An 18,495-nucleotide genomic window follows, 5' to 3' on the forward strand; every position below is an offset into this window, starting at 1 on the left:
GTTCCTGTACACCAAGGTCAAGAGCGCGATCTACTTCGAGCGACTGGACCTGTACAACGCTTCGGGCGTTGCAGCGACCCGCATCGGCCAGGATGGTCGCGAGCTGTACTGGAATGACGCAGGCTACGTGCCGTGCGCCGGCGCCAACTGCTCCATCCGTGAAGGCAGCAACGGTGCGGGCGGCAAGTTCAATCGTCCCTCTGACATGGGCGACGTGCTGCTCATGAAGAACACCGACAAGGGCAGCAGCCGCCAGTTCACCGCCGGTCTGAACAAGCCGCTGACCGAGAACTGGGGCTGGTCGCTGGCCTACACCTACACCGCCGCGAAGGAAGTCAGCCCGCTGACCAGCTCGCAGAACACCTCCAACTGGGGCAGCACCCTGATCGGTACCGCCAACGAGAACGTGGCCTATGATTCGCGCTACGCGATCAAGGACCGCGTGACCGGTTCGATCAACTGGAAGAAGGCGTTCTTCGGCAACTACAACACCACCGTGGGCCTGTTCTACGAAGGTCGTTCGGGTCGTCCGTTCAGCTACATCTACTACAACGACATGAACGGCGATGCCGCCGCCACCACTGGCGCCGGTTACTTCAACGACCTGTTCTACGTGCCGAATGGCCCGGGCGACGTCAAGTTCACCGGCGGTGCGGCGATGGAGAAGGCCTTCTTCGACTGGCTTGCCGCCAACCCGCAGCTGGAGAAGTACCGCGGCGAGATTGCTCCGGCAAACGCCTTCCGTACCAAGTGGGTGAACAGCTTCGACCTGCACATCGCCCAGGAATTCCCGGGCTTCGTGAAGGAGCACAAGGGTGAGCTGGCGCTGGACATCATGAATGTCGGCAACCTGCTCAACAAGAAGTGGGGCCGTATTGAAGATTACGGTTTCAASTCCACCTCCCGCGTGGCCAGCTACGCAGGTATCGATCCGGCAACCGGCAAGTACATCTACAACTTCACCGGCGCCACCGATACCCCGACCATCCAGGAAAACAACAACGACAAGGGCAACACCGGTGTGTCGCGCTGGTCGATGCAGCTGACCCTGAAGTACAAGTTCTGATCCGTCAGAGCCTGATGCAGTAAAGGGAAACGGCCGGGGAAACCCGGCCGTTTTCCGTTCAGGCGAAAGTCCTTGCGGGAGGTGGTGCATCGGCGTAGCATCCAGACACGTGCGCGGCGCAGATGCCGCCGAAGCGGTCCCGGAGCGGCGAACGCGGGACGCACCTATCCAACGGTCGGGCTTCCCGGCCGTTTTGCTTTTTAAGGGGGCGGCAGTACAGTCGGACACCTTAAAGGAAGCAGAAAAGTGGATATGACAACGAATGAAAAGGCAGCGCGGACGCTGCCGGTGCAGGACGCGCGGATCTACCCGCGTGGTGGCCTGGATGTGCTGTCGCGGGCCGAGGTTGCGCGCCTGCGCGACGCCTCCAGTGGTGGCATGCACGAGCTGCTGCGCCGCTGCGCGCTGGCGGTGCTGACCAGTGGCAGTGCCTCCGATGATCCGCGCGCCGCGCGCGATCTTTACCCCGATTTTGACATCCAGGTCGCACAGCAGGATCGCGGCGTGCGCATCGACCTGGCCAATGCGCCGGCGATGGCGTTCGTCGATGGCGAGATCATCCGCGGCGTGGCCGAGCTGCTGTTCGCGGTGGTCCGTGACCTGGCGTACATGGCCATCGAGATGGGCCCGGCCTACGCGGCCGAGCTGGAGTCGTCCGAGGGCATCACCAATGCGGTGTTCGGGCTGCTGCGCAATGCGCGCATCCTCAACCCGGGTGACCCGAACCTGGTGGTCTGCTGGGGCGGCCACTCGATTTCGCGCGACGAGTACCTGTATACCAAGCAGGTCGGTTACGAGCTGGGCCTGCGCGGCCTGGACATCTGTACCGGCTGCGGCCCGGGCGCSATGAAGGGCCCGATGAAGGGCGCCACSATYGCSCACGCCAAGCAGCGCCGGACCKTGACGCGCTACATCGGCMTSACCGAGCCGGGCATCATCGCSGCCGARTCGCCGAACCCGATCGTCAACCACCTGGTGATCATGCYGGACATCGAGAAGCGCCTTGAGGCCTTCGTCCGCATCGGCCACGGCATCATCGTGTTCGCCGGTGGCGTGGGTACCGCCGAAGAGATCCTGTACCTGCTCGGCATCCTGCTGCGCGAGGAGAACAAGGACCTGCCGTTCCCGCTGATCCTGACCGGCCCGACCGTCGCTGCGCCGTACTTCGAGCAGATCGACCGTTTCATCCGCCTGACCCTGGGCGACGCCGCGGCCGAGCGCTACGAAATCGTCATCGGCGACCCGGTGGCGGTGGCCAAGAAGATGTCGGCCGGCATCAAGCGCGTGCGCGAGCATCGCCTGGCGCAGAAGGATTCGTTCTTCTTCAACTGGTCCATCGAGATTCCGTGGGAATACCAGCAGCCGTTCGTGCCGACCCACGAGGCGATGGCGGCGCTGGACCTGCACCACGGGCGTGCGCCGCACGCGCTGGCAGCCGACCTGCGCCGGGCCTTCTCGGGCATCGTCGCCGGCAACGTGAAGGAAGACGGCATGCGCCGCATCGAGGAGTTCGGGCCGTTCCAGATCCATGGCGACCCCGACATGATGCAGGCCCTGGACGCGCTGCTGCGTGCCTTCGTCGAGCAGCGCCGGATGAAGATCTCCGGCGAATACCAGCCCTGCTACCAKGTGCTGGCGTAAGCGAGGCGAGGGGGGCTGGACGGCGCGGCGGGGACCGCGCCGGACCGGTGGGGGAGGGCGGGATGTCAAGGCTTTGACGCCCGTCGCCCGGATCTGACCGTTCATCCTGCCGCCGCTTGCCGGCGGCAGGCCGGTGCGCCATCGTGGCCACCAACACGCTGGGGAGCGTCCAATGTCTTTGCGCCGGCAAAACGGCTTCACGCTGATTGAGTTGATGGTCACCCTGACCGTCTTCGTGATCCTGTCGTCGATCGCCTATCCGAGCTTCCGCAGCATGATTCGTTCGAACCGGCTGGCAACTGCCAACAACGAAGTAATCGCGTTGACCAACCTTGCGCGCAGCGAGGCCATCCGCAACAACCGTGGTGGTGGCCTCTGTGGCAGTACCGATGGCCTGGCGTGTGACGGTGAATGGTCAAAGGGGCTGTTGGCCTGGTCCGATCTCGACGCTGATGGCGTGCTGGGCAGCAATGACAGCGTGCTGCGTTTTTCCCTGGGCAACCCGCAATTGAGCGTGGTTGGTCCCCCGGGAGCGACCATCGCCTTTGATGGCCGTGGCCGTCGCAAGGCCGCGGACGATCAGACGGTGGTCCTGTCCCCGGCGTCCTGCAAGGCCGGCGAACAGCGCAGCACATTGACGATCAACAAGTCCGGCCAGGTCCGGGTGACCAAGGGAACCTGCTCATGAATCGCCGCAACCTTGCCTCTCCGCGTTCGTCCCAGGGTGGCTTCAGCCTGATCGAAGTGATGGTTGCGTTGTTGATCCTTGCGTTCGGGCTGCTCGGCTTTGCCTTGCTGCAGACCACGAGCGTGCGATTCGTACAGAGTGCCAATTACCGGACCCAGGCGACCAACCTGGCCAACGACCTGATCGAACTGATGCGCGCCCAGCGCACCGATACGCTTGCCGGCGGGGCCTACTCTTCGGCCTCGTTCGCTGCCGGAGCGGTGACGGCCAATGGTGCTTGTGCCTGGCCGACCGGCGCGGCGGTGACGCCGAAGACCAACGTGGCACGCTGGCAATGTGAGGTTGTGAAGACACTCGGTGAAAAGGCCAGTGCAGAGGTCCAGTTTACCCAGAGCACCGGCCGGGTCAGCGTGGCCATTACCTGGGGTGATCAGCGTTGGGATCCGAAGGAGCCCGACAGCCTCACCACCTTCGGCCTGACCACTTTCCTGTGAGCGCGTCCATGAGTCCGTCTTCACGAGCCCGCGGCCTGTCGCTGATCGAACTGATGATCGCCATGGTCATCGGTCTGGTCCTTCTGCTGGGCATCACGCAGATCTTCATCGCGTCCCGCGCGGCTTCACGCCTGTCCGAGGGGGCTGCCCGGACCCAGGAGAATGCACGTTTCGCATTGGACTTCCTGCAGCGTGACCTGCGCATGGCGGGTCACTTTGGCTGCGTGAACGACCAGGCGCATGTGATCAAGAACACCGGCGATGTCCGCTACAACCTCGGTATCGCCGCGGGCAGTGGAGATCCGCTGGATTTCTCGGTGCCGGTGCAGGGGTATGAGGCCGCAGGCACCGCCCCGACCAATACACTGACCCTGGGGCGCACGTGGAGCGCGGCGATATCCGTGCCCAAGAGCATCATCAACCTGAAGCCGGCGCCACTGCCCGGCAGTGATGTGCTTGTGCTCCGCCTGTTGAGCCCGGAAGGGGCGGTTGTGACAGGCGTCGGTGTGGATGGCACTACAACCACGGTGACGGTGTCCGGTGACGGCATGGCGCGCCTGAAGGCGGGTGCTGCCGGCACTCCGACGGTGTTCGCGCTGGCCGATTGCACCCGCGCCGATGTGTTCCCGGCCACCATCAGTGGATCCACCGTCAAGATCGAGAAGCTGGATCTGACCGGCTATTCGGTCAACAACGCGATGACGATGCTGTATCGCGCCGATGGCCTGGTGTATTACATCGCGAGCAACGGCAACAATGAGCCTGCCCTGTACCGCGCCCGCGCCAACGGAGCCGGTGGCTACGGTGACGGTGAGGAGCTGGTGGAGGGCATCGAGAGCATGCAGCTCCTGTACGGCCTTGACGCAACGCCGGATATTTCGCTTTCCACTCCGCCCAGTGGCCGCATCGTCGACCAGCGTGTTGCCAGTGCCGTCAGCACCGCGACGGATGCGACCGCTGTTGGCGCATGGCGCCGCGTCGGCATGGTGCAGGTGGGGCTGCTTGCGCGCAGCCCGCAGCGGGCGTCGGCGCAGGCTCCGGGTTCGGCAGCCACCTACCTGGGGGTGCTTGGTGTGACCATCGCGCCGGGCGATCCCTATGACCAGCGCCACCGTGGCGCCTATGAAGTTTCCGTTGCGTTGCGCAACCGCCTGTTCGGGAATTGACGACCATGCGCTCCATCAAGCTGTCTTCGCGCCGCACCTTCTCTGCCCCTGTCCGGCAGCGTGGTGCCGTGCTCTACGTCGCGCTGATTCTGCTGATCATGCTGGCGCTGCTGGGCGTGATAGGCATGCAGGTGGCCGGCATGCARGAGCGCATGGCATCGGGCTACCGTGCCGGCAACGTAGCCTTCCAGAGTGCCGAGGGCGCCGCCCRCAGTGCCGAGAATGCCGTGGAGAAGATTGCCAATCGCCAGTCGCCGGGTGACAGCCCGACGGTTACCTCGGCCGACATCGATCAACGCTGCGACGATGGCTTCGATCCATCGGACTGGGTCGCCAAGACCAAGCTGGGCAGCAAGCCGGCAGTGAAGGTCCGGCAGATCCAGGGCTGCATCCAGGGAGAAGGGGCGCTGGACATGGGCAAGCCGTTGGAGGCCGCAACACCGGTCTACCAGATCACGACATACGCCGGCGACACGGCCACCGACGCGACATCGCGCTCGGCGGTCGACACCGTATTCAAGCTGTGAGGGTGGGGAACCCATGAACACGCGAAATCGCAGGATCCTGGCGGGCGTAGGCCTTGCCGTTGTCGCCGCTGGCGGCTATCTGGTGCATACCCTGATGGCCGCGCAGGCGCAGGGTGTGTTGGCGCAGGAGCCCTTGAACGTGCAGGTGCAGACACCGCCTGCGTTCATCATGGCCGTGGATGACTCGAATTCGATGACCTTCGAGCGCATGTTCCCGGGCGGTGACGGGCGCTTGATCTTCAGCACGTCGACTGGCAGCTTCTTCAACAACAATGGCAGCTTCTACAGCGTTGGGCAGGACTGCAACTCCGGTTCAGCCGATTGCTATCTTTACCTTTACGCGCACAACAACTACAACGAGCGCTATTCGTATGGTCGTGCGATCCCGCCGCTGGATATCTTCGGCTTCGCCCGCTCGCACGTCTACAACGCCAGCTACTACAACCCGTCAGTCAGCTACAAGCCGTGGCTGAGGGCCGATGGAACCCGCTGGAACCCTGCCAGTACCACGGCGGCGCGTGTCGACCCGCGCTCCGGATTTGCGGGGTACGACATCACGTACAACATGACCAGTGTGCGTTCAAGCAGCGGTGAGGGATTCCAGTTCGTCGACGGGATGAAGATTCCCGATCTGACGGGAACCGACAATGCGTATTATCGCAACAACGCCTGGCGCACCGCTTCGCGTGACATCGGCTCTGCGGTGCAATATGGCGTGCAGTACTTCCCGGCGACCTTCTACCTGCCGGAGAATTCCCCGGCGCCCTACGGATACAAGTCGGACGATGCGAATCGACCGGTGATCCAGGGGGCCTGTGGGCCCAAGTGCAATCTGCGCCGCTATCAGATCAAGAAGGACAACTACAGCATCGATGGTGCCTACGACACTGCGGTGCAGAACTTCGCCAATTGGTTCCAGTATCACCGCAGCCGCACGCTGGCCATTGTCGGTGCGTCCACCGAGGCGTTGTACGGCGTCGACAACATGCGGGTGGGTTACTTCACGATCAATGACCTGAAGAACGTGAAGATGCATGATCTGGTGACCAACCGCGCCGATCTCTATCAGCAGATCTACGGATTGAAGCCGATCAGCGGCACGCCCAACCGTCGTGCTGTGGAGTATCTGGCCGAACAGTTCCGCCGTACCGACGACGGCGCGCCCGTCATCCGCGCCTGCCAGCGCAATGGCGGCATGTTGTTCACGGATGGCTACAYGAATTCCAAGAACTATCCGAATGGCTCGTTCGCCAACGCGGACGCGGTCAATACCGTGAACCTGCCGACACTGCCCTTCGCCGACAATTACAGCAATACGATGGCCGACGTCACTGCGGCCTATTACTCGGGCAGCAAGACGCCGCTTCGTTCCGATACCGGCTTCCCCAAGGGGCAGGTGCCGGTGGACGAGCGCTGCGGCACGTTGTCCCAAGGCAGCGCGGAGTGGAAGCGACTGGACTGCCAGGCCGATCTGCACATGAATTTCTACGGTGTCACGCTTGGTGCTCAGGGGCGGATTTACGGCGTGGATGCTGCCGCCACGGCGGATCCGTACAAGAATCCGCCGAACTGGAACGGCAGCCCTGATCCGTCGACGGTGGACGATGGAACGGTCATCGATGAGATCTGGCACGCCGCGCTCAACAGCCGTGGTGAATTCATCAATGCGCAGACGCCTGCCGATGTAACCGAGGCGATGCGACGTGTGTTGGCCTCGATTTCCGGCGGCAAGTCGTCGTCGGGAACCATTGGCATGACCGGCGCCCGCATTGGTGCAGGTTCGCTGTCGGTGACGCCAAGCTATGACATCCGCAATGGTGCGACCGACTGGTCGAGCAAGCTGAAGGCGTCGACCGTGAAGATCAACAGTGACCAGGTCGCTGTGTTCAGCGAGGCCTGGGAGGCGTCAACGAAACTCGCTTCAACGGGTCGCCGCATCGTGGCCAACAAAGCGGGTACGCTGGTTGACTTCGGTTCGGCCGACATCAGCCTGGCCGATCTTTGCAGCAAGCCGGATGGCAAGTACGCAGAGATGCTGGTGTGCTCGACTGACAAGCTGAAGTCCATTGATGCTGATATCGACACGGCCATCCGCTATCTGAAAGCGGATACGACGATGGAAAAGCGCAGCGGCGGCAAGTACCGCGACCGCACCACGCCGCTGGGCGATATCGTCAATTCGGCGCCGGTGGTCAGTTCGCCTACCGATGACTACGGCTATCGCCAGCTCGGCGAAGATTATGCCGCCAGCTATGCCAAGTACCTGGACACCAAGGCGAAGAGTGGTCGTTACACGGTGTACGTCGGTGCCAATGACGGCATGCTGCATGCCTTCGATGGTGGCATGGGGGCATCGGGTGAGATGGACAGTACGGGAGGGACCGAGCGCTTTGCGTACATTCCCTCAACCTCGCTGGGCCATATGGCCAACCTGCTGTTCCCGTACAAACCGGATACCGCTGATCAGACCTTCCGCCATCGCTATTTCGTCGACGGTGCAATCACCATCTCGGACATGCTCGTCGGCAGCACCTGGCAGACGGGACTGGTCGGTACGGCTGGCGCTGGTGGTCGCTCGGTATTTGCGCTGGACGTGAGTGACCCGGCAGCGTTTACCACGCGTCAAGCGCTCTGGGAGATCAGCGACCTGAACATGTCGTTGGCCGAGGGCGTGCGCAACAACATCGGCTTCGTGCTGGGCAAGCCGGTGATCGTACCGGTGAAGGAAGGCAAGACGGTTGCATGGAAGGCGATCTTCGGCAACGGCTATAACAGTGCCAGCCGCAAGGCCGTACTGTTCGTCGTGGATATGGCGTCGGGCGCCACGCGGATGATCGAGGCGGTAGAGAGCAATGCCTCGGGAGCCAACATCTCCGGAGACAATGGGTTGGGCAACGTGGTGGTGGTGGATCGCTGGCGTGGCGACAGCCAGGACCTGCGCGGTCGCGATGGTCTTGCCGATACCGTCTACGCTGCCGATCAGCGTGGCGCCATCTGGAAATTCGACCTCACCGATAGTTCCAACACGGCGCTGACCGTTCCCGYATTCACCACCCAGGTCAGCCAGGACACCAGCGCGCGGAACTTCCGCCAGCCGATCACGGGCGGCATGACCGCTGCGACCGGTCCATCGGGTGGCGTGATGCTGTATTTCGGTACGGGCAGCTTCTCGTTCTACAGTGACAAGGACGACACCTCGCGACAGGCGTTGTATGCGGTCAATGACATTGGCGGGAAGAGGGTCACATCGACCTTGACCTCGGCCAATCTGGCGCCCTATACCGCGGATGCTCCGGCGACGGGCGCCGAGGCGCGCAGGATTGTGGCAGGGACTGCGCCGGCCAATGCGCGAGGGTGGATGATCAACCTGCCTGCGAGCAACGGTGAACGGTTCGTTGGTAATCCACTGCTGGTCAGCGGCATCATGTTCATGCCGACCTATGTCCCCAATCTGGAAACCGTTGGCTGTTCGACGAGTGGTTCGAACTGGCTGTTTGGTCTTTCCTCGCTGACCGGTGCGCCTGCCCTGGAGAATGTCCGGACCGGTTCACCCACGGGTGTCAAGCCGGCGTCGGGTACAGCGGGCCTGTCGTTGAAGACCGAGGGAACCGCGCCGGTCAAGGACGTATCCCTGTCGGTCATACCGCGTCTGGGTAGTGGCAAGGAAGGTCCGCCCGGGGGCAGCTCTTGCTGGATGGTGGTAGGCGCCGCCGGCAGCCAGTCGCTGTATCTGCCTTATCCCTGCGGTCGCCAGTCCTGGCGGCAGCTCCAGTGACCCCTGTGCGAGGATCCACATCCATGCAGTCTTTCCGTGCGCCTCATCGCTCAGCGGGCTTTACGTTGATCGAATTGATGATCGTGGTGATCGTCATCGGCATCCTGGCGGCCATCGCCATTCCTTCGTACCAGCAGTACGTACTTCGATCACATCGTGCAGTAGCCAAAGCGGACCTGGCCGAGTACGCGCAACGTGCGGAGCGCTATCACTCCAGCAACAATTCCTACTCGGGCTACACCCTGCCCAGCAAGGTCTCGCCACGCGAGGGCGGGGCGACGCGATACGACCTGAGTTACAAGGGCGATGGTTCCACGTTCACGATCACGGCGTCTCCTTCGGGTACGCAGGTCAAGGACAGCTGCGGCAAGCTGACCCTCGACCAGGCCAACCGGAAGACCTCGGGAGGAGCGGTTTCCGATTGTTGGTAGTGGGTGTTGATCTTCCAGGATTCGACCAGTACAATGCGCCTCCCCGCCCGAATAGCTCAGCCGGTTAGAGCACTTGACTGTTAATCAGGGGGTCGTTGGTTCGAGTCCAACTTCGGGCGCCAGATACTGCAGAAGCCGCGAGAAATCGCGGCTTTTTGCTTTTCTTTGCTCTGTTCAGCACGGCAGATCGCGGTTGCTGCGTTCACTGCGGGTACGCCCGCCATTGTTGACCACCAGCTTGCCGTGCAGGTGTCTGCCAGCGCAGATGCGCAGGGTCAGATTGGCGCCGGGGCTTCGCCCATCCGCCTGGAAAAACAGGAGCGGCCGTCCGCTGCTGGCGTGTGCCAGGATCGAGACATCGTCGCGGCCACGGTGATGGGCCAGGATGGCTTCCGGCGTTGCTGGTGAGCCCCGCCGCAGGCCACTGCGATAGATGATCCAGCCGGCACTCCAGTCGTCCGTGCACTGATGCCCGTCTTCGCTGGCGCACACGCCGATCAGTTCACGCCGGATCAGCGCTTGGCTGCGCGCGCTGGAGAGACTGGCATGCAGCGTCAGCTGCAGTGCGTCGGCGCGGTGGCGCAGCAGTGTTGACTGCAGCGTCGGCCATCCTGCCGCCAGCAACACGGAAAGGACGGCAATAATCGTCACCAGTTCAATCAGTTGCATGCCAAGGGCGGGGCCGGGGACAGGGGGGCGTTTCAAGGGCGGGGTCATGGAGCGAGCGTCGCCCCTTTCAATGGGGGGCGCCATCGGGCATCCCCCTGCCGGTCTCCCCGGCTTCCCCTCAGCCGACCGTCACCGGACGCCCCCTATACTTACCTTCCCCGAGACCTGGCAACACCATGAGCGACAGTTTTCAACTTGTCTCGCCGTATTCGCCGGCGGGAGACCAGCCCGATGCCATCGCCAAGCTGACCAGTAATTTCGAGGCCGGCGTCGCCAAGCAGACCCTGCTGGGCGTCACCGGCTCGGGCAAGACCTACACCATCGCCAACGTCATCCAGCAGGTGCAGAAGCCGACGCTGATCATGGCGCCGAACAAGACCCTGGCAGCGCAGCTGTACGGTGAGTTCAAGGCGTTCTTCCCGCACAACGCGGTGGAGTACTTCGTCAGCTATTACGATTACTACCAGCCGGAAGCCTACGTGCCGTCGTCGGACACCTTCATCGAGAAGGACAGTTCGATCAACGAACACATCGAACAGATGCGGCTGGCGGCGACCAAGACCCTGCTGTCACGACCGGATGCGATCGTGGTGGCGACCGTGTCGGCCATCTACGGCCTGGGTGCGCCGGAAGACTACCTGTCGCTGCGCCTGATCCTGTCCAAGGGCGAGCGCATCGACCAGCGCGACCTGATCAATCACCTGACCCAGCTGCAGTACACGCGCAACGAATACGAGCTGCAGCGCGGTACCTTCCGCGTGCGYGGTGAAGTGATCGAYGTGTTCCCGGCRGARTCGGACAGTGAGGCCCTGCGCATCGAACTGTTCGATGGCGAGGTGGAAAAGATCACGATGTTCGATCCGCTCACCGGCGAGACCATGCGCAACCTCATGCGCTTCACCGTGTACCCGAAGACCCACTACGCGACTACGCGTGAACGGGTTCTGGCGGCGGTGGAGACCATCAAGGTCGAGCTGAAGGAGCGGTTGGAGCAGCTGTACGCGCAGAACAAGCTGGTCGAGGCGCAGCGCCTGGCCCAGCGCACCCAGTTCGACCTCGAAATGATGGCCGAAGTCGGTTTCTGCAACGGCATCGAGAACTACTCGCGGCATTTGACCGGCAAGAACGCGGGCGAGCCGCCGCCGACCCTGTTCGATTACCTGCCGGCTGATGCGCTGCTGGTGATCGACGAATCGCACGTGACCATTCCGCAGATCGGTGCCATGTTCAAGGGTGACCGGTCGCGCAAGGAAACCCTGGTCGAGTTCGGCTTCCGCCTGCCGTCAGCGCTGGACAACCGTCCGCTGCGCTTCGAGGAGTGGGAGGCGCGCTGCCCCCGCAGCATCTATGTGTCGGCGACACCGGGTCCGTATGAATTCCGCGAGGCCGGAGAGGACATGGCCGAGCTGGTCGTGCGCCCGACCGGGCTGATCGACCCCGTGGTGGAGATCCGCCCGGTCGGCACCCAGGTCGATGACCTGATGAGCGAGGCCAACGAGCGGATCAAGGCCGGTGACCGCGTGCTGGTCACCACCCTGACCAAGCGCATGGCCGAAAACCTCACCGAGTACCTGACCGAGCACGGCATCCGCGTGCGCTACCTGCACTCGGACATCGATACCGTTGAACGCGTGGAGATCATCCGTGACCTGCGTCTGGGCAAGTTCGATGTGCTGGTCGGCATCAACCTGCTGCGCGAGGGGCTGGACATGCCCGAGGTCTCGCTGGTGGCGATCCTGGATGCGGACAAGGAGGGCTTCCTGCGCTCGACCGGCTCGTTGATCCAGACCATCGGCCGTGCGGCCCGCAACGTGCGCGGCAAGGCGATCCTGTATGCGGACAAGATCACCCGTTCGATGCAGGCAGCGATCGATGAGACCGACCGCCGCCGCACCAAGCAGGTCGAGTACAACCTGGAGCACGGCATCACTCCGCGCTCCGTGGCGCGGCCGATCGTCGACGTGCTGGAGGGCGCACGCTCGGACGCCGCCGAGAAGGAGTTCCGCAAGGGCAAGGGCAAAGGCCGTTCCGGGGTGGCAGAGGACACGGTCGACTACCGTTCGCTCAGTCCGGCGCAGCTGGCCGCTCGCCTCAAGGCCCTGGAGCAGCGGATGTACCAGCATGCCAAGGACCTGGAATTCGAGGATGCCGCCCGGGTGCGCGACCAGATCAGGCAGCTGAAGGAAGCCAGCCTGGGCTGAACGCGGTAAAGCGGCTTTTCTTCACAAAAGTATTGCGCTTGCCGGTCGTCGTCCGTAATATACGCGGCCTGCACCGACGCAATCGCGGCGCTGCAGAAGCAACAAACGGGCGGTTAGCTCAGCGGTAGAGCACTACCTTGACATGGTAGGGGTCACAGGTTCGAACCCTGTACCGCCCACCACGAAGTCCCCCAGAGGGCTGTCGTGAGCATGAAAAGCCCGGCCCTGGCGCCGGGTTTTTACGTAGAAGCACCAGCCTGCGGGCTGCACGGAATATTTGGGCGGTTAGCTCAGCGGTAGAGCACTACCTTGACATGGTAGGGGTCACAGGTTCGAACCCTGTACCGCCCACCACCGGTTCCCGGCATGGCCGGAGCAGCGGTGGCAACGATGAAAGCCGGCCCTGGGCCGGTTTTTTTGTGCCTGCGATCCGCGCTCGTTCCAGCCTGGCCGGCTGCTGCCAGCGTCAACCGCGTTGCTCGACACTGGCGCTGCGCTGCAGCTGCCAATGACCATCCACGCGCTGCCACAGTTGCAGCATTCCCCGGGCGTGCGATTGCCCGCGCTGTATACCGTCGGCATCACCGTGCACGCGAGCGTGGGCCACCTGCAGTACGCGATCCGCACTCAGGCGCAGGATCTGCACGCTCTGGCTGTCCGTCTGGCCGTACGTCGCAGGCGCGCGGACGGCACGTTGGGCATCGGCCTGCAGGATCTGCATCCGCAGCGAATCGCTTCCGGTACCGCCGTCGCGGTTGCACAGACCGGCCATCAACAGCAGCAGGGCAAGCATCGGCATGGCACGGTGCTCCGGAGAAGGGAGCCCAGCGTTGCACTGCGGCCTGCGCTGTGAAACCGGTATCCGACGAAGACCGGAAAAGTGCGCGCCAACCAGAGCCAGCAAGGATGAATCCGTGCCAGACCGGGGCGGCGGCAGAACACGATCATGAAAAAGGGCCGGGCCACCCGTGAAGGCAGTCCGGCCCGTTTGCCCGGAAGTGACCCCGTTGGCCGGGAAGCCTGGGCTCAGGTCACGACGTGGCTGGAACCATCAGGCGGGCTCAGAGCGGATCGCAGCACAGGCGAGGGCCGGACCAATGCCCTGAGCCGCCATACGGGCAGCCCGGGGTGAATTCACAGCCCGGTGCGAACCCGGCCTTGGCCGGAGTGGCGAAGGCCTGCGCGGCACCGAATGACATGGCGGCCACCACGACGAGGCCGGCAATGGACGAGAACAGCTTCTTCTTTCCGATCATCTGTATCTCCTTTGCAGAGCTTCGAGGCGGGTTACATGGGGTCGCAGCAGACCAGCAGGCCGTGGGAGCCTGCGTTGCCATAGGGGCAGCTCGGATGTTCCTTGCAGCCCGGCGCGAAGCCGGTCTTCACCGGAGTGGCGAAGGCCTGCGCGGCGCCGAATGACATGGCGGCCACGACGACGATGCCGGCAATGGACGAGAACAGCTTCTTCTTTCCGATCATGTGTATCTCCTTGGAATGGCGATGGAACATGAAGTCACCGCGTGCGGGGCGGTGTCGAAGCGGGATCAGTTGGCGACGCAGCAGATGCGCGTGCCGCCGGCGCGGCCATTGCCGCCGAACATGCATCCGGGGGTATCCACGCAACCCGGTGCAAAGCCGGTCTTCACCGGTGTGGCGAAGGCCTGTGCGGCCCCGAATGACATTGCAGCAACGATGACGATACCGGCGACGGACGAGAACAGCGTTTTCTTCCCGATCATGTGTATCTCCTTCAGTTGGTGTGGCTTCCCGGATTCATTGCGTTGGCGACGGCCTGCACCGTCCCGGTGTCGAGCTGGCCGACATGCTTGTAGGCGATGCTGCCATCTGCGGCCAGCACCATCAGCATCGGTGTCAGCGTGGCGCGGTAGCGCTTGGAGACTTCGCCCTGATCGTCGACGGCGATCGGAAACGCCAGCGCGTGCTTGCCTGCGTAGTCGGCAAGCTGGTCGTACGGTGGCAGGCCCACGCCCACCAGCTCGGCACTGCCTCGCGCAGCCGCGATCTGCTGCAGTTGTGGCACCGAGGCCAGGCAGTAACGGCAGGCGGTAGAGAAGAAGTAGAGGATCTGCGGCACGCCGCGCGCGCCACCGATATCGACATGGGTCTGCTGCGTCGTCCGCAGGGTCAACAGTTCAGGCCGGGTGCCGGTGGCAAGACCATGCGCGTCCAGCTGCGTCTGCTGCAGCTGCGCCGCCATCTGTTCGTTGACCTGCCGCAACTGGCGGTTCTGCCAGGAGAGCATGATGACCAGTGCGGCCAGCAGCAGGGCGACTACGGGAAACAGTGCACGCTTGAGCATCGATCATCCTTGAACGCCGCGTTGCATCGACCATACCGGAAACAGCAACAGGAATGTCAAGCTTTTGTATCATCGGTGACGCAGTTCCCAAACCTCAGGACGCCACCATGAGTGACCATGCTCCCGTTTCCCGGCCTAACCCGATCATCGAACTGCTGTTCGGCGGCAACATGCTGGAAGGCACCTTCAAGGCCGTGATCTGGGTCGCACTGCTATCTGCGGTGCTGGCCTGGACGACCTTCCGCTGACGGGACGCTCAGGCCGCAGTGAAGGCCTGGCGCAGGCTGCGCAGCGTCGCCTGACGATATTCGGCTGCACACGGCTCGCCCATTTCCAGCTCCTGCAGGCGCAGGCCGACCAGGGTCATCGACAGTGCGTATCCGCGCGCAGCATCGGCAGCGCGTGACAGGCCAAGTGCACGTCGGGTCAACGCGTCCACATGATCCATGTCCGGCAGCAGGCCCAGGTAGGCGCGCTCGGCGCTGTCCAGATCCGGCGCGCGCAGGATCGCGTTGGCATCGGCGGTGGGGGTGACAGCGGCCATGCGGGATCCTTGTTGTCCGTGGGGCGGATGCAGGTTCGGTCAGAACGCGCGCATCAGCGAGATGAAAGCGGAGGTCTGGCTGCTGCGCCGTGCCATCGGGCTGTCTTCGACGGCATCACCGAACCACTGGTTGGCGACGACGCCGGTCGCGCGCCATTTCGTACCCAGGGGCGTGCTGACCGCGATCTGCAGGCTYGGCGAGGTGGCACTGCCGGGCTTGTAGGCCGCCAGCCCGGAGCGCAGCGCTTCTTCGTCACTGATGCCGTAGTAGTAGTCGAGCAGGCGGGCGCTGGAATGCACCACGCCCACGCGCGGCACCCAGGTGAAACGGCCGGCCTGGATCGGATAGCTGTAATGCAGGCTGGATTCAACACCGCCGCCGTGCCCGCTTACTTCGCGCTTCACGCTGGCCGCCACCGCGCCCCAGTCGGCGCTGTAGTCGGCATTGATGCCGACCATCGCCGACATCTGCCGGCTGTGCAGGCGGCGCAGCTGCGGATCGTTCACGTCGTCGGTCTTGAAGCGCAACGTGTAGGGCGTCGCCACCGCCGACAGGCGCAGGCCGTCGGCCTTGTAGAGGTTCATGCCAAGCGAGCCGGGGCTGGCGAAGAAGCGCTTGCCCTGCCAGGACAGCGCCGGCAGCACCAGCGGCTTGTCGTCATAGTGCGCGTAGGCGCCAGTGGTCGCGCCGAAGGTGATGCCGGCCTGTACCCCCGGAGCCTGTTCCTGCGCGGTGGCCAGCAGCGGCGTGGAGAGAGCGACGGTGCACAGCAGGGGGCGCAGCAGGGCGGGGGACAGTGAGGTCATCGATGTAGTGCGTTGCAGGGATGGCGATGCATGCTGCGCGCGCAACATTGTCGGAACATTGCGCAGGCGCAATCTGCTGGCATCGCCGCCACCTGCACGCCGAAGGCACTATGATCGGCACCGTTTCCGGTTGCCGAGCCCCCGATGCGCATTCTCCTGGTCGAAGATGACCCCGATCTCTCGCGAGCCCTGCAGTCCGGGCTTGAGCGCCAGGGTGTGGTCGCCGACGTGGTCGGCAGCCTGGCCGAGGCTGCGCTCGCCCTGCGTGAGCCGGTGCATCAGCTGATGCTGCTCGATCGGCAGCTGCCCGATGGTGATGGCGTGGGCTTCGTGGCGACTGCCCGTGCGCTGCGGCCGAACCTGGCGGTGATCATGCTCACTGCCAAGGGTGGGCTGTCGGACAAGGTGGAGGGGCTGGATGTCGGTGCCGATGACTATCTGGTCAAGCCGGTGGCGATCGAAGAGCTGATGGCGCGCATCCGCGCCGTCTCGCGTCGACCGTCGGCGATGGTGACCCCCCGGTTGCGGCTGGGCCGGCTGGAGTTTGATTTCGAATCGCTGCAGGCGCAGGTGGACGGCCAACCGGTTGCACTGCCGCGGCGGCAGGTGCTGGTGCTGCAGGCGCTGGCGATGCGGCAGGGGCGCACGGTCACCCGCAGCGCGCTGGAATCGGCGGTGTACGGATTCGATGATGAGATCCAGTCCAATGCGCTCGATGCGCATATTTCAAAACTGCGCAAGGCGCTGCAGCAGGCCGGGGCAGGCGTGGAGATCCACGTGATCCGCGGCGTCGGCTATCTGCTGGCGGAGGCCTGAGATGGCACGACCGATTCGTTCGATCACCCTTGGACTGGCGTGGCGGCTGTTCCTGGCGCAGGCCTTCACGGTGTTGTTCGCCGTCGTCGCGCTGATCCTGACCTGGGGCGACAAGGACACCTGGGGCATGGACATGTTCATGGCCGAGAGCGCGGCCAACGCGGTGCACAGCGAAGGCGGCCGTCTGGTGCTGGACGAAGCACGCTGGCAGAAGCTCGATGCGCGTGCCGGTGGCAACCTGTGGTTCGCGGCGGTGGACGATCGCGGTGCATGGCTGCAGCGCGGTACGCTGCCTGCCATCCACGCGCCGCTGCTGGCCCGCCTGCCGACACTGGGTGCCACCGAGCTGGGTTCGCTGGTGCCGCCGTACCTGGATGTGGCGCGGGTGATGATCCGCAACGAAGACGGCCGCCGCATCACGGTGATGGTGGGCGGGGCGCCGAAGGGCGGCCTGCTGGATGGCGCATTGATGGTGCTGCGGTTGATCGGCCTGTGGTTCTTCCTGCCGTTGATCGTGGTCACGCTGCTGGTGATGCCGACGGTGATCCATCGCGCCATGCGTGGCGTGCGCCGGTCCGCGCAGCAGGCCAAGGARCTKGATATCGGCCAGCCCGGTGCGCGCCTGGACGCGCAGCTGGTRTCKACCGAGGTSGCGCCTCTGGTCGAAGCGTTCAACGATGCGATCGACAAGGTGCAGCAGGGCTACGCAGCACGCGATAAATTCCTGGCCGACGCCGCCCATGAACTGCGGGTACCGATTGCGGTGGTACAGGCGCGCTTGTCGCAGTTGCCGCAGGGGGAGCTCAAATCGCAGCTGTTGACCGATGTCGCCCGTCTCGGCAACGTCGCCGAGCACCTGCTCGACCTGCAGCGCCTGGACCGGAACGTCGCAGCGCTGCAGCGCCTGGACCTTGCGCATGTCGTGCGCGAAGCGGCCGCCGACCTTGCGCCTCTGGTGGTTGGCGCCGGCTACGGCTTTGAAGTGGATGCGCCGGAGACGCCAGTATGGATCCATGGCGATGGCCTCGCCCTGGGGCGGGTGATCGCCAACCTGGTGCACAACGCCATCGTCCATGGCGGCGGGCGCGGCACCATCTGCGTGCGTCTGGACCGGCAGTGCCTGCTGGAAGTCAGCGACCAGGGCGCCGGCGTGCCGGTCGGTGACCGCGAGGCGATCTTCGAGCCGTTCCACCGCCTGCGTGCTGCTGGCAGTGGCAGCGGCCTCGGCCTGCATCTGGTCAAGGAGATCGTGCAGCACCACGGCGGCACGGTGAGCGTGGGCGAGGCCGTTGGGGGTGGGGCGAGCTTCCGGGTCAACTTCCACCGCGGCAGCGTGCGTCGCTAGCCGGG

Annotated in this window: 19 protein-coding genes, 3 tRNA genes and 1 pseudogene; 15 read left to right on the forward strand and 8 right to left on the reverse strand. The window is 64.1% G+C overall.

What is annotated here, in order from left to right; translation table 11 throughout:
• The 9 genes and pseudogenes from AC1DJN_RS05915 to AC1DJN_RS05955 form a co-directional block, all read left to right on the forward strand.
• A pseudogene (locus AC1DJN_RS05915) lies at positions 1-1,066 on the forward strand (Oar protein); the annotation flags it as partial.
• Positions 1,067-1,318: 252 nt separating this feature from the next.
• Positions 1,319-2,707 (forward strand): nucleotide 5'-monophosphate nucleosidase PpnN, encoded by a 1,389-nt coding sequence (gene ppnN, locus AC1DJN_RS05920; RefSeq protein WP_478038980.1) that lies wholly within the window; start codon positions 1,319-1,321, stop codon positions 2,705-2,707.
• Positions 2,708-2,879: 172 nt separating this feature from the next.
• Positions 2,880-3,395 (forward strand): GspH/FimT family pseudopilin, encoded by a 516-nt coding sequence (locus tag AC1DJN_RS05925; protein ID WP_032975708.1) that lies wholly within the window; start codon positions 2,880-2,882, stop codon positions 3,393-3,395.
• Positions 3,392-3,889, forward strand: a complete 498-nt coding sequence (pilV, locus tag AC1DJN_RS05930; RefSeq protein WP_025875254.1) for a type IV pilus modification protein PilV — start codon at positions 3,392-3,394, stop codon at positions 3,887-3,889. The genes AC1DJN_RS05925 and pilV overlap by 4 nt, the downstream gene beginning before the upstream one ends.
• Before the next feature lie 8 nt (positions 3,890-3,897).
• Positions 3,898-5,055 (forward strand): PilW family protein, encoded by a 1,158-nt coding sequence (locus AC1DJN_RS05935; RefSeq protein ID WP_032975709.1) that lies wholly within the window; start codon positions 3,898-3,900, stop codon positions 5,053-5,055.
• A gap of 5 nt (positions 5,056-5,060) precedes the next feature.
• Positions 5,061-5,582, forward strand: coding sequence for a pilus assembly PilX family protein (locus AC1DJN_RS05940; RefSeq protein ID WP_478038981.1), 522 nt, complete (start codon positions 5,061-5,063; stop codon positions 5,580-5,582).
• 13 nt (positions 5,583-5,595) lie between these two features.
• Positions 5,596-9,357, forward strand: a complete 3,762-nt coding sequence (locus AC1DJN_RS05945; protein WP_478038982.1) for a pilus assembly protein — start codon at positions 5,596-5,598, stop codon at positions 9,355-9,357.
• A gap of 23 nt (positions 9,358-9,380) precedes the next feature.
• Positions 9,381-9,788 (forward strand): type IV pilin protein, encoded by a 408-nt coding sequence (locus AC1DJN_RS05950; RefSeq protein WP_032975712.1) that lies wholly within the window; start codon positions 9,381-9,383, stop codon positions 9,786-9,788.
• A 45-nt stretch (positions 9,789-9,833) separates the two neighbouring features.
• Positions 9,834-9,910: transfer RNA gene (locus tag AC1DJN_RS05955), tRNA-Asn, on the forward strand.
• Between the two features lie 52 nt (positions 9,911-9,962).
• Here AC1DJN_RS05955 and AC1DJN_RS05960 read toward each other — a convergent pair.
• Positions 9,963-10,457, reverse strand: a complete 495-nt coding sequence (locus tag AC1DJN_RS05960) for a GspH/FimT family pseudopilin (RefSeq protein WP_032975713.1) — start codon at positions 10,455-10,457, stop codon at positions 9,963-9,965.
• A 176-nt stretch (positions 10,458-10,633) separates the two neighbouring features.
• On the opposite strand from AC1DJN_RS05960, the gene uvrB reads away from it, so the two are divergent.
• The 3 genes from uvrB to AC1DJN_RS05975 all read left to right on the forward strand — a co-directional run bounded on the left by uvrB (position 10,634) and on the right by AC1DJN_RS05975 (position 13,012).
• Entirely contained in the window at positions 10,634-12,658 is a 2,025-nt protein-coding gene (gene uvrB, locus AC1DJN_RS05965; RefSeq protein WP_442251045.1) for an excinuclease ABC subunit UvrB, read from the forward strand.
• 107 nt (positions 12,659-12,765) lie between these two features.
• Positions 12,766-12,840: transfer RNA gene (locus AC1DJN_RS05970), tRNA-Val, on the forward strand.
• A 97-nt stretch (positions 12,841-12,937) separates the two neighbouring features.
• Positions 12,938-13,012 (forward strand) — tRNA-Val (locus AC1DJN_RS05975).
• Positions 13,013-13,124: 112 nt separating this feature from the next.
• Here the strand turns inward: AC1DJN_RS05975 and AC1DJN_RS05980 are convergent.
• The 5 genes from AC1DJN_RS05980 to AC1DJN_RS06000 form a co-directional block, all read right to left on the reverse strand.
• Positions 13,125-13,457: a hypothetical protein gene (locus AC1DJN_RS05980; RefSeq protein ID WP_032975715.1), complete on the reverse strand. Its 333-nt coding sequence runs from the start codon at positions 13,455-13,457 to the stop codon at positions 13,125-13,127.
• A 262-nt stretch (positions 13,458-13,719) separates the two neighbouring features.
• The gene (locus AC1DJN_RS05985; protein WP_032975716.1) at positions 13,720-13,914 is read right to left on the reverse strand and encodes a hypothetical protein; all 195 of its coding nucleotides are present in this window, start codon (positions 13,912-13,914) and stop codon (positions 13,720-13,722) included.
• Between the two features lie 31 nt (positions 13,915-13,945).
• Positions 13,946-14,137, reverse strand: a complete 192-nt coding sequence (locus tag AC1DJN_RS05990) for a hypothetical protein (protein ID WP_032975717.1) — start codon at positions 14,135-14,137, stop codon at positions 13,946-13,948.
• Positions 14,138-14,202: 65 nt separating this feature from the next.
• Positions 14,203-14,397, reverse strand: coding sequence for a hypothetical protein (locus AC1DJN_RS05995; protein ID WP_025875233.1), 195 nt, complete (start codon positions 14,395-14,397; stop codon positions 14,203-14,205).
• 11 nt (positions 14,398-14,408) lie between these two features.
• Positions 14,409-14,978: a peroxiredoxin family protein gene (locus tag AC1DJN_RS06000; protein WP_025875231.1), complete on the reverse strand. Its 570-nt coding sequence runs from the start codon at positions 14,976-14,978 to the stop codon at positions 14,409-14,411.
• 107 nt (positions 14,979-15,085) lie between these two features.
• Between AC1DJN_RS06000 and AC1DJN_RS06005 the strand changes: the two genes are divergently transcribed.
• Positions 15,086-15,226 carry a hypothetical protein gene (locus AC1DJN_RS06005; RefSeq protein WP_162887621.1) on the forward strand — a complete coding sequence of 47 codons (141 nt, stop codon included), beginning with the start codon at positions 15,086-15,088 and terminating at the stop codon, positions 15,224-15,226.
• An 8-nt stretch (positions 15,227-15,234) separates the two neighbouring features.
• Here the strand turns inward: AC1DJN_RS06005 and AC1DJN_RS06010 are convergent, their stop codons facing one another.
• On the reverse strand, positions 15,235-15,522 hold the full coding sequence (locus AC1DJN_RS06010) for a hypothetical protein (protein WP_025875229.1): 288 nt from the start codon (positions 15,520-15,522) through the stop codon (positions 15,235-15,237).
• Positions 15,523-15,561: 39 nt separating this feature from the next.
• The gene (locus AC1DJN_RS06015; RefSeq protein WP_025875227.1) at positions 15,562-16,329 is read right to left on the reverse strand and encodes a MipA/OmpV family protein; all 768 of its coding nucleotides are present in this window, start codon (positions 16,327-16,329) and stop codon (positions 15,562-15,564) included.
• A 144-nt stretch (positions 16,330-16,473) separates the two neighbouring features.
• On the opposite strand from AC1DJN_RS06015, the gene AC1DJN_RS06020 reads away from it, so the two are divergent.
• A complete protein-coding gene (locus AC1DJN_RS06020) occupies positions 16,474-17,145 on the forward strand; it encodes a response regulator transcription factor (protein ID WP_032975718.1) in 672 nt (223 codons plus the stop codon).
• A gap of 1 nt (position 17,146) precedes the next feature.
• Positions 17,147-18,490, forward strand: a complete 1,344-nt coding sequence (locus tag AC1DJN_RS06025) for a sensor histidine kinase (RefSeq protein WP_442251046.1) — start codon at positions 17,147-17,149, stop codon at positions 18,488-18,490.
• The last annotated feature ends 5 nt before the right edge of the window (positions 18,491-18,495 follow it).

Source organism: Stenotrophomonas sp. 05L414_2 (assembly GCF_056397905.1).

Coding starts and splice junctions, on each gene's coding strand:
- pilV (WP_025875254.1), top strand. CDS start 3,392: ATGAATCGCCGCAACCTTGCCTCTCCGCGTTCGTCCCAGGGTGGCTTC.
- AC1DJN_RS05980 (WP_032975715.1), bottom strand. CDS start 13,457: ATGCCGATGCTTGCCCTGCTGCTGTTGATGGCCGGTCTGTGCAACCGC.
- AC1DJN_RS05985 (WP_032975716.1), bottom strand. CDS start 13,914: ATGATCGGAAAGAAGAAGCTGTTCTCGTCCATTGCCGGCCTCGTCGTG.
- AC1DJN_RS06010 (WP_025875229.1), bottom strand. CDS start 15,522: ATGGCCGCTGTCACCCCCACCGCCGATGCCAACGCGATCCTGCGCGCG.
- AC1DJN_RS06005 (WP_162887621.1), top strand. CDS start 15,086: ATGAGTGACCATGCTCCCGTTTCCCGGCCTAACCCGATCATCGAACTG.
- AC1DJN_RS05950 (WP_032975712.1), top strand. CDS start 9,381: ATGCAGTCTTTCCGTGCGCCTCATCGCTCAGCGGGCTTTACGTTGATC.
- AC1DJN_RS06020 (WP_032975718.1), top strand. CDS start 16,474: ATGCGCATTCTCCTGGTCGAAGATGACCCCGATCTCTCGCGAGCCCTG.
- AC1DJN_RS05995 (WP_025875233.1), bottom strand. CDS start 14,397: ATGATCGGGAAGAAAACGCTGTTCTCGTCCGTCGCCGGTATCGTCATC.
- AC1DJN_RS05935 (WP_032975709.1), top strand. CDS start 3,898: ATGAGTCCGTCTTCACGAGCCCGCGGCCTGTCGCTGATCGAACTGATG.
- AC1DJN_RS05925 (WP_032975708.1), top strand. CDS start 2,880: ATGTCTTTGCGCCGGCAAAACGGCTTCACGCTGATTGAGTTGATGGTC.
- AC1DJN_RS05960 (WP_032975713.1), bottom strand. CDS start 10,457: ATGCAACTGATTGAACTGGTGACGATTATTGCCGTCCTTTCCGTGTTG.
- AC1DJN_RS05990 (WP_032975717.1), bottom strand. CDS start 14,137: ATGATCGGAAAGAAGAAGCTGTTCTCGTCCATTGCCGGCATCGTCGTC.
- AC1DJN_RS06000 (WP_025875231.1), bottom strand. CDS start 14,978: ATGCTCAAGCGTGCACTGTTTCCCGTAGTCGCCCTGCTGCTGGCCGCA.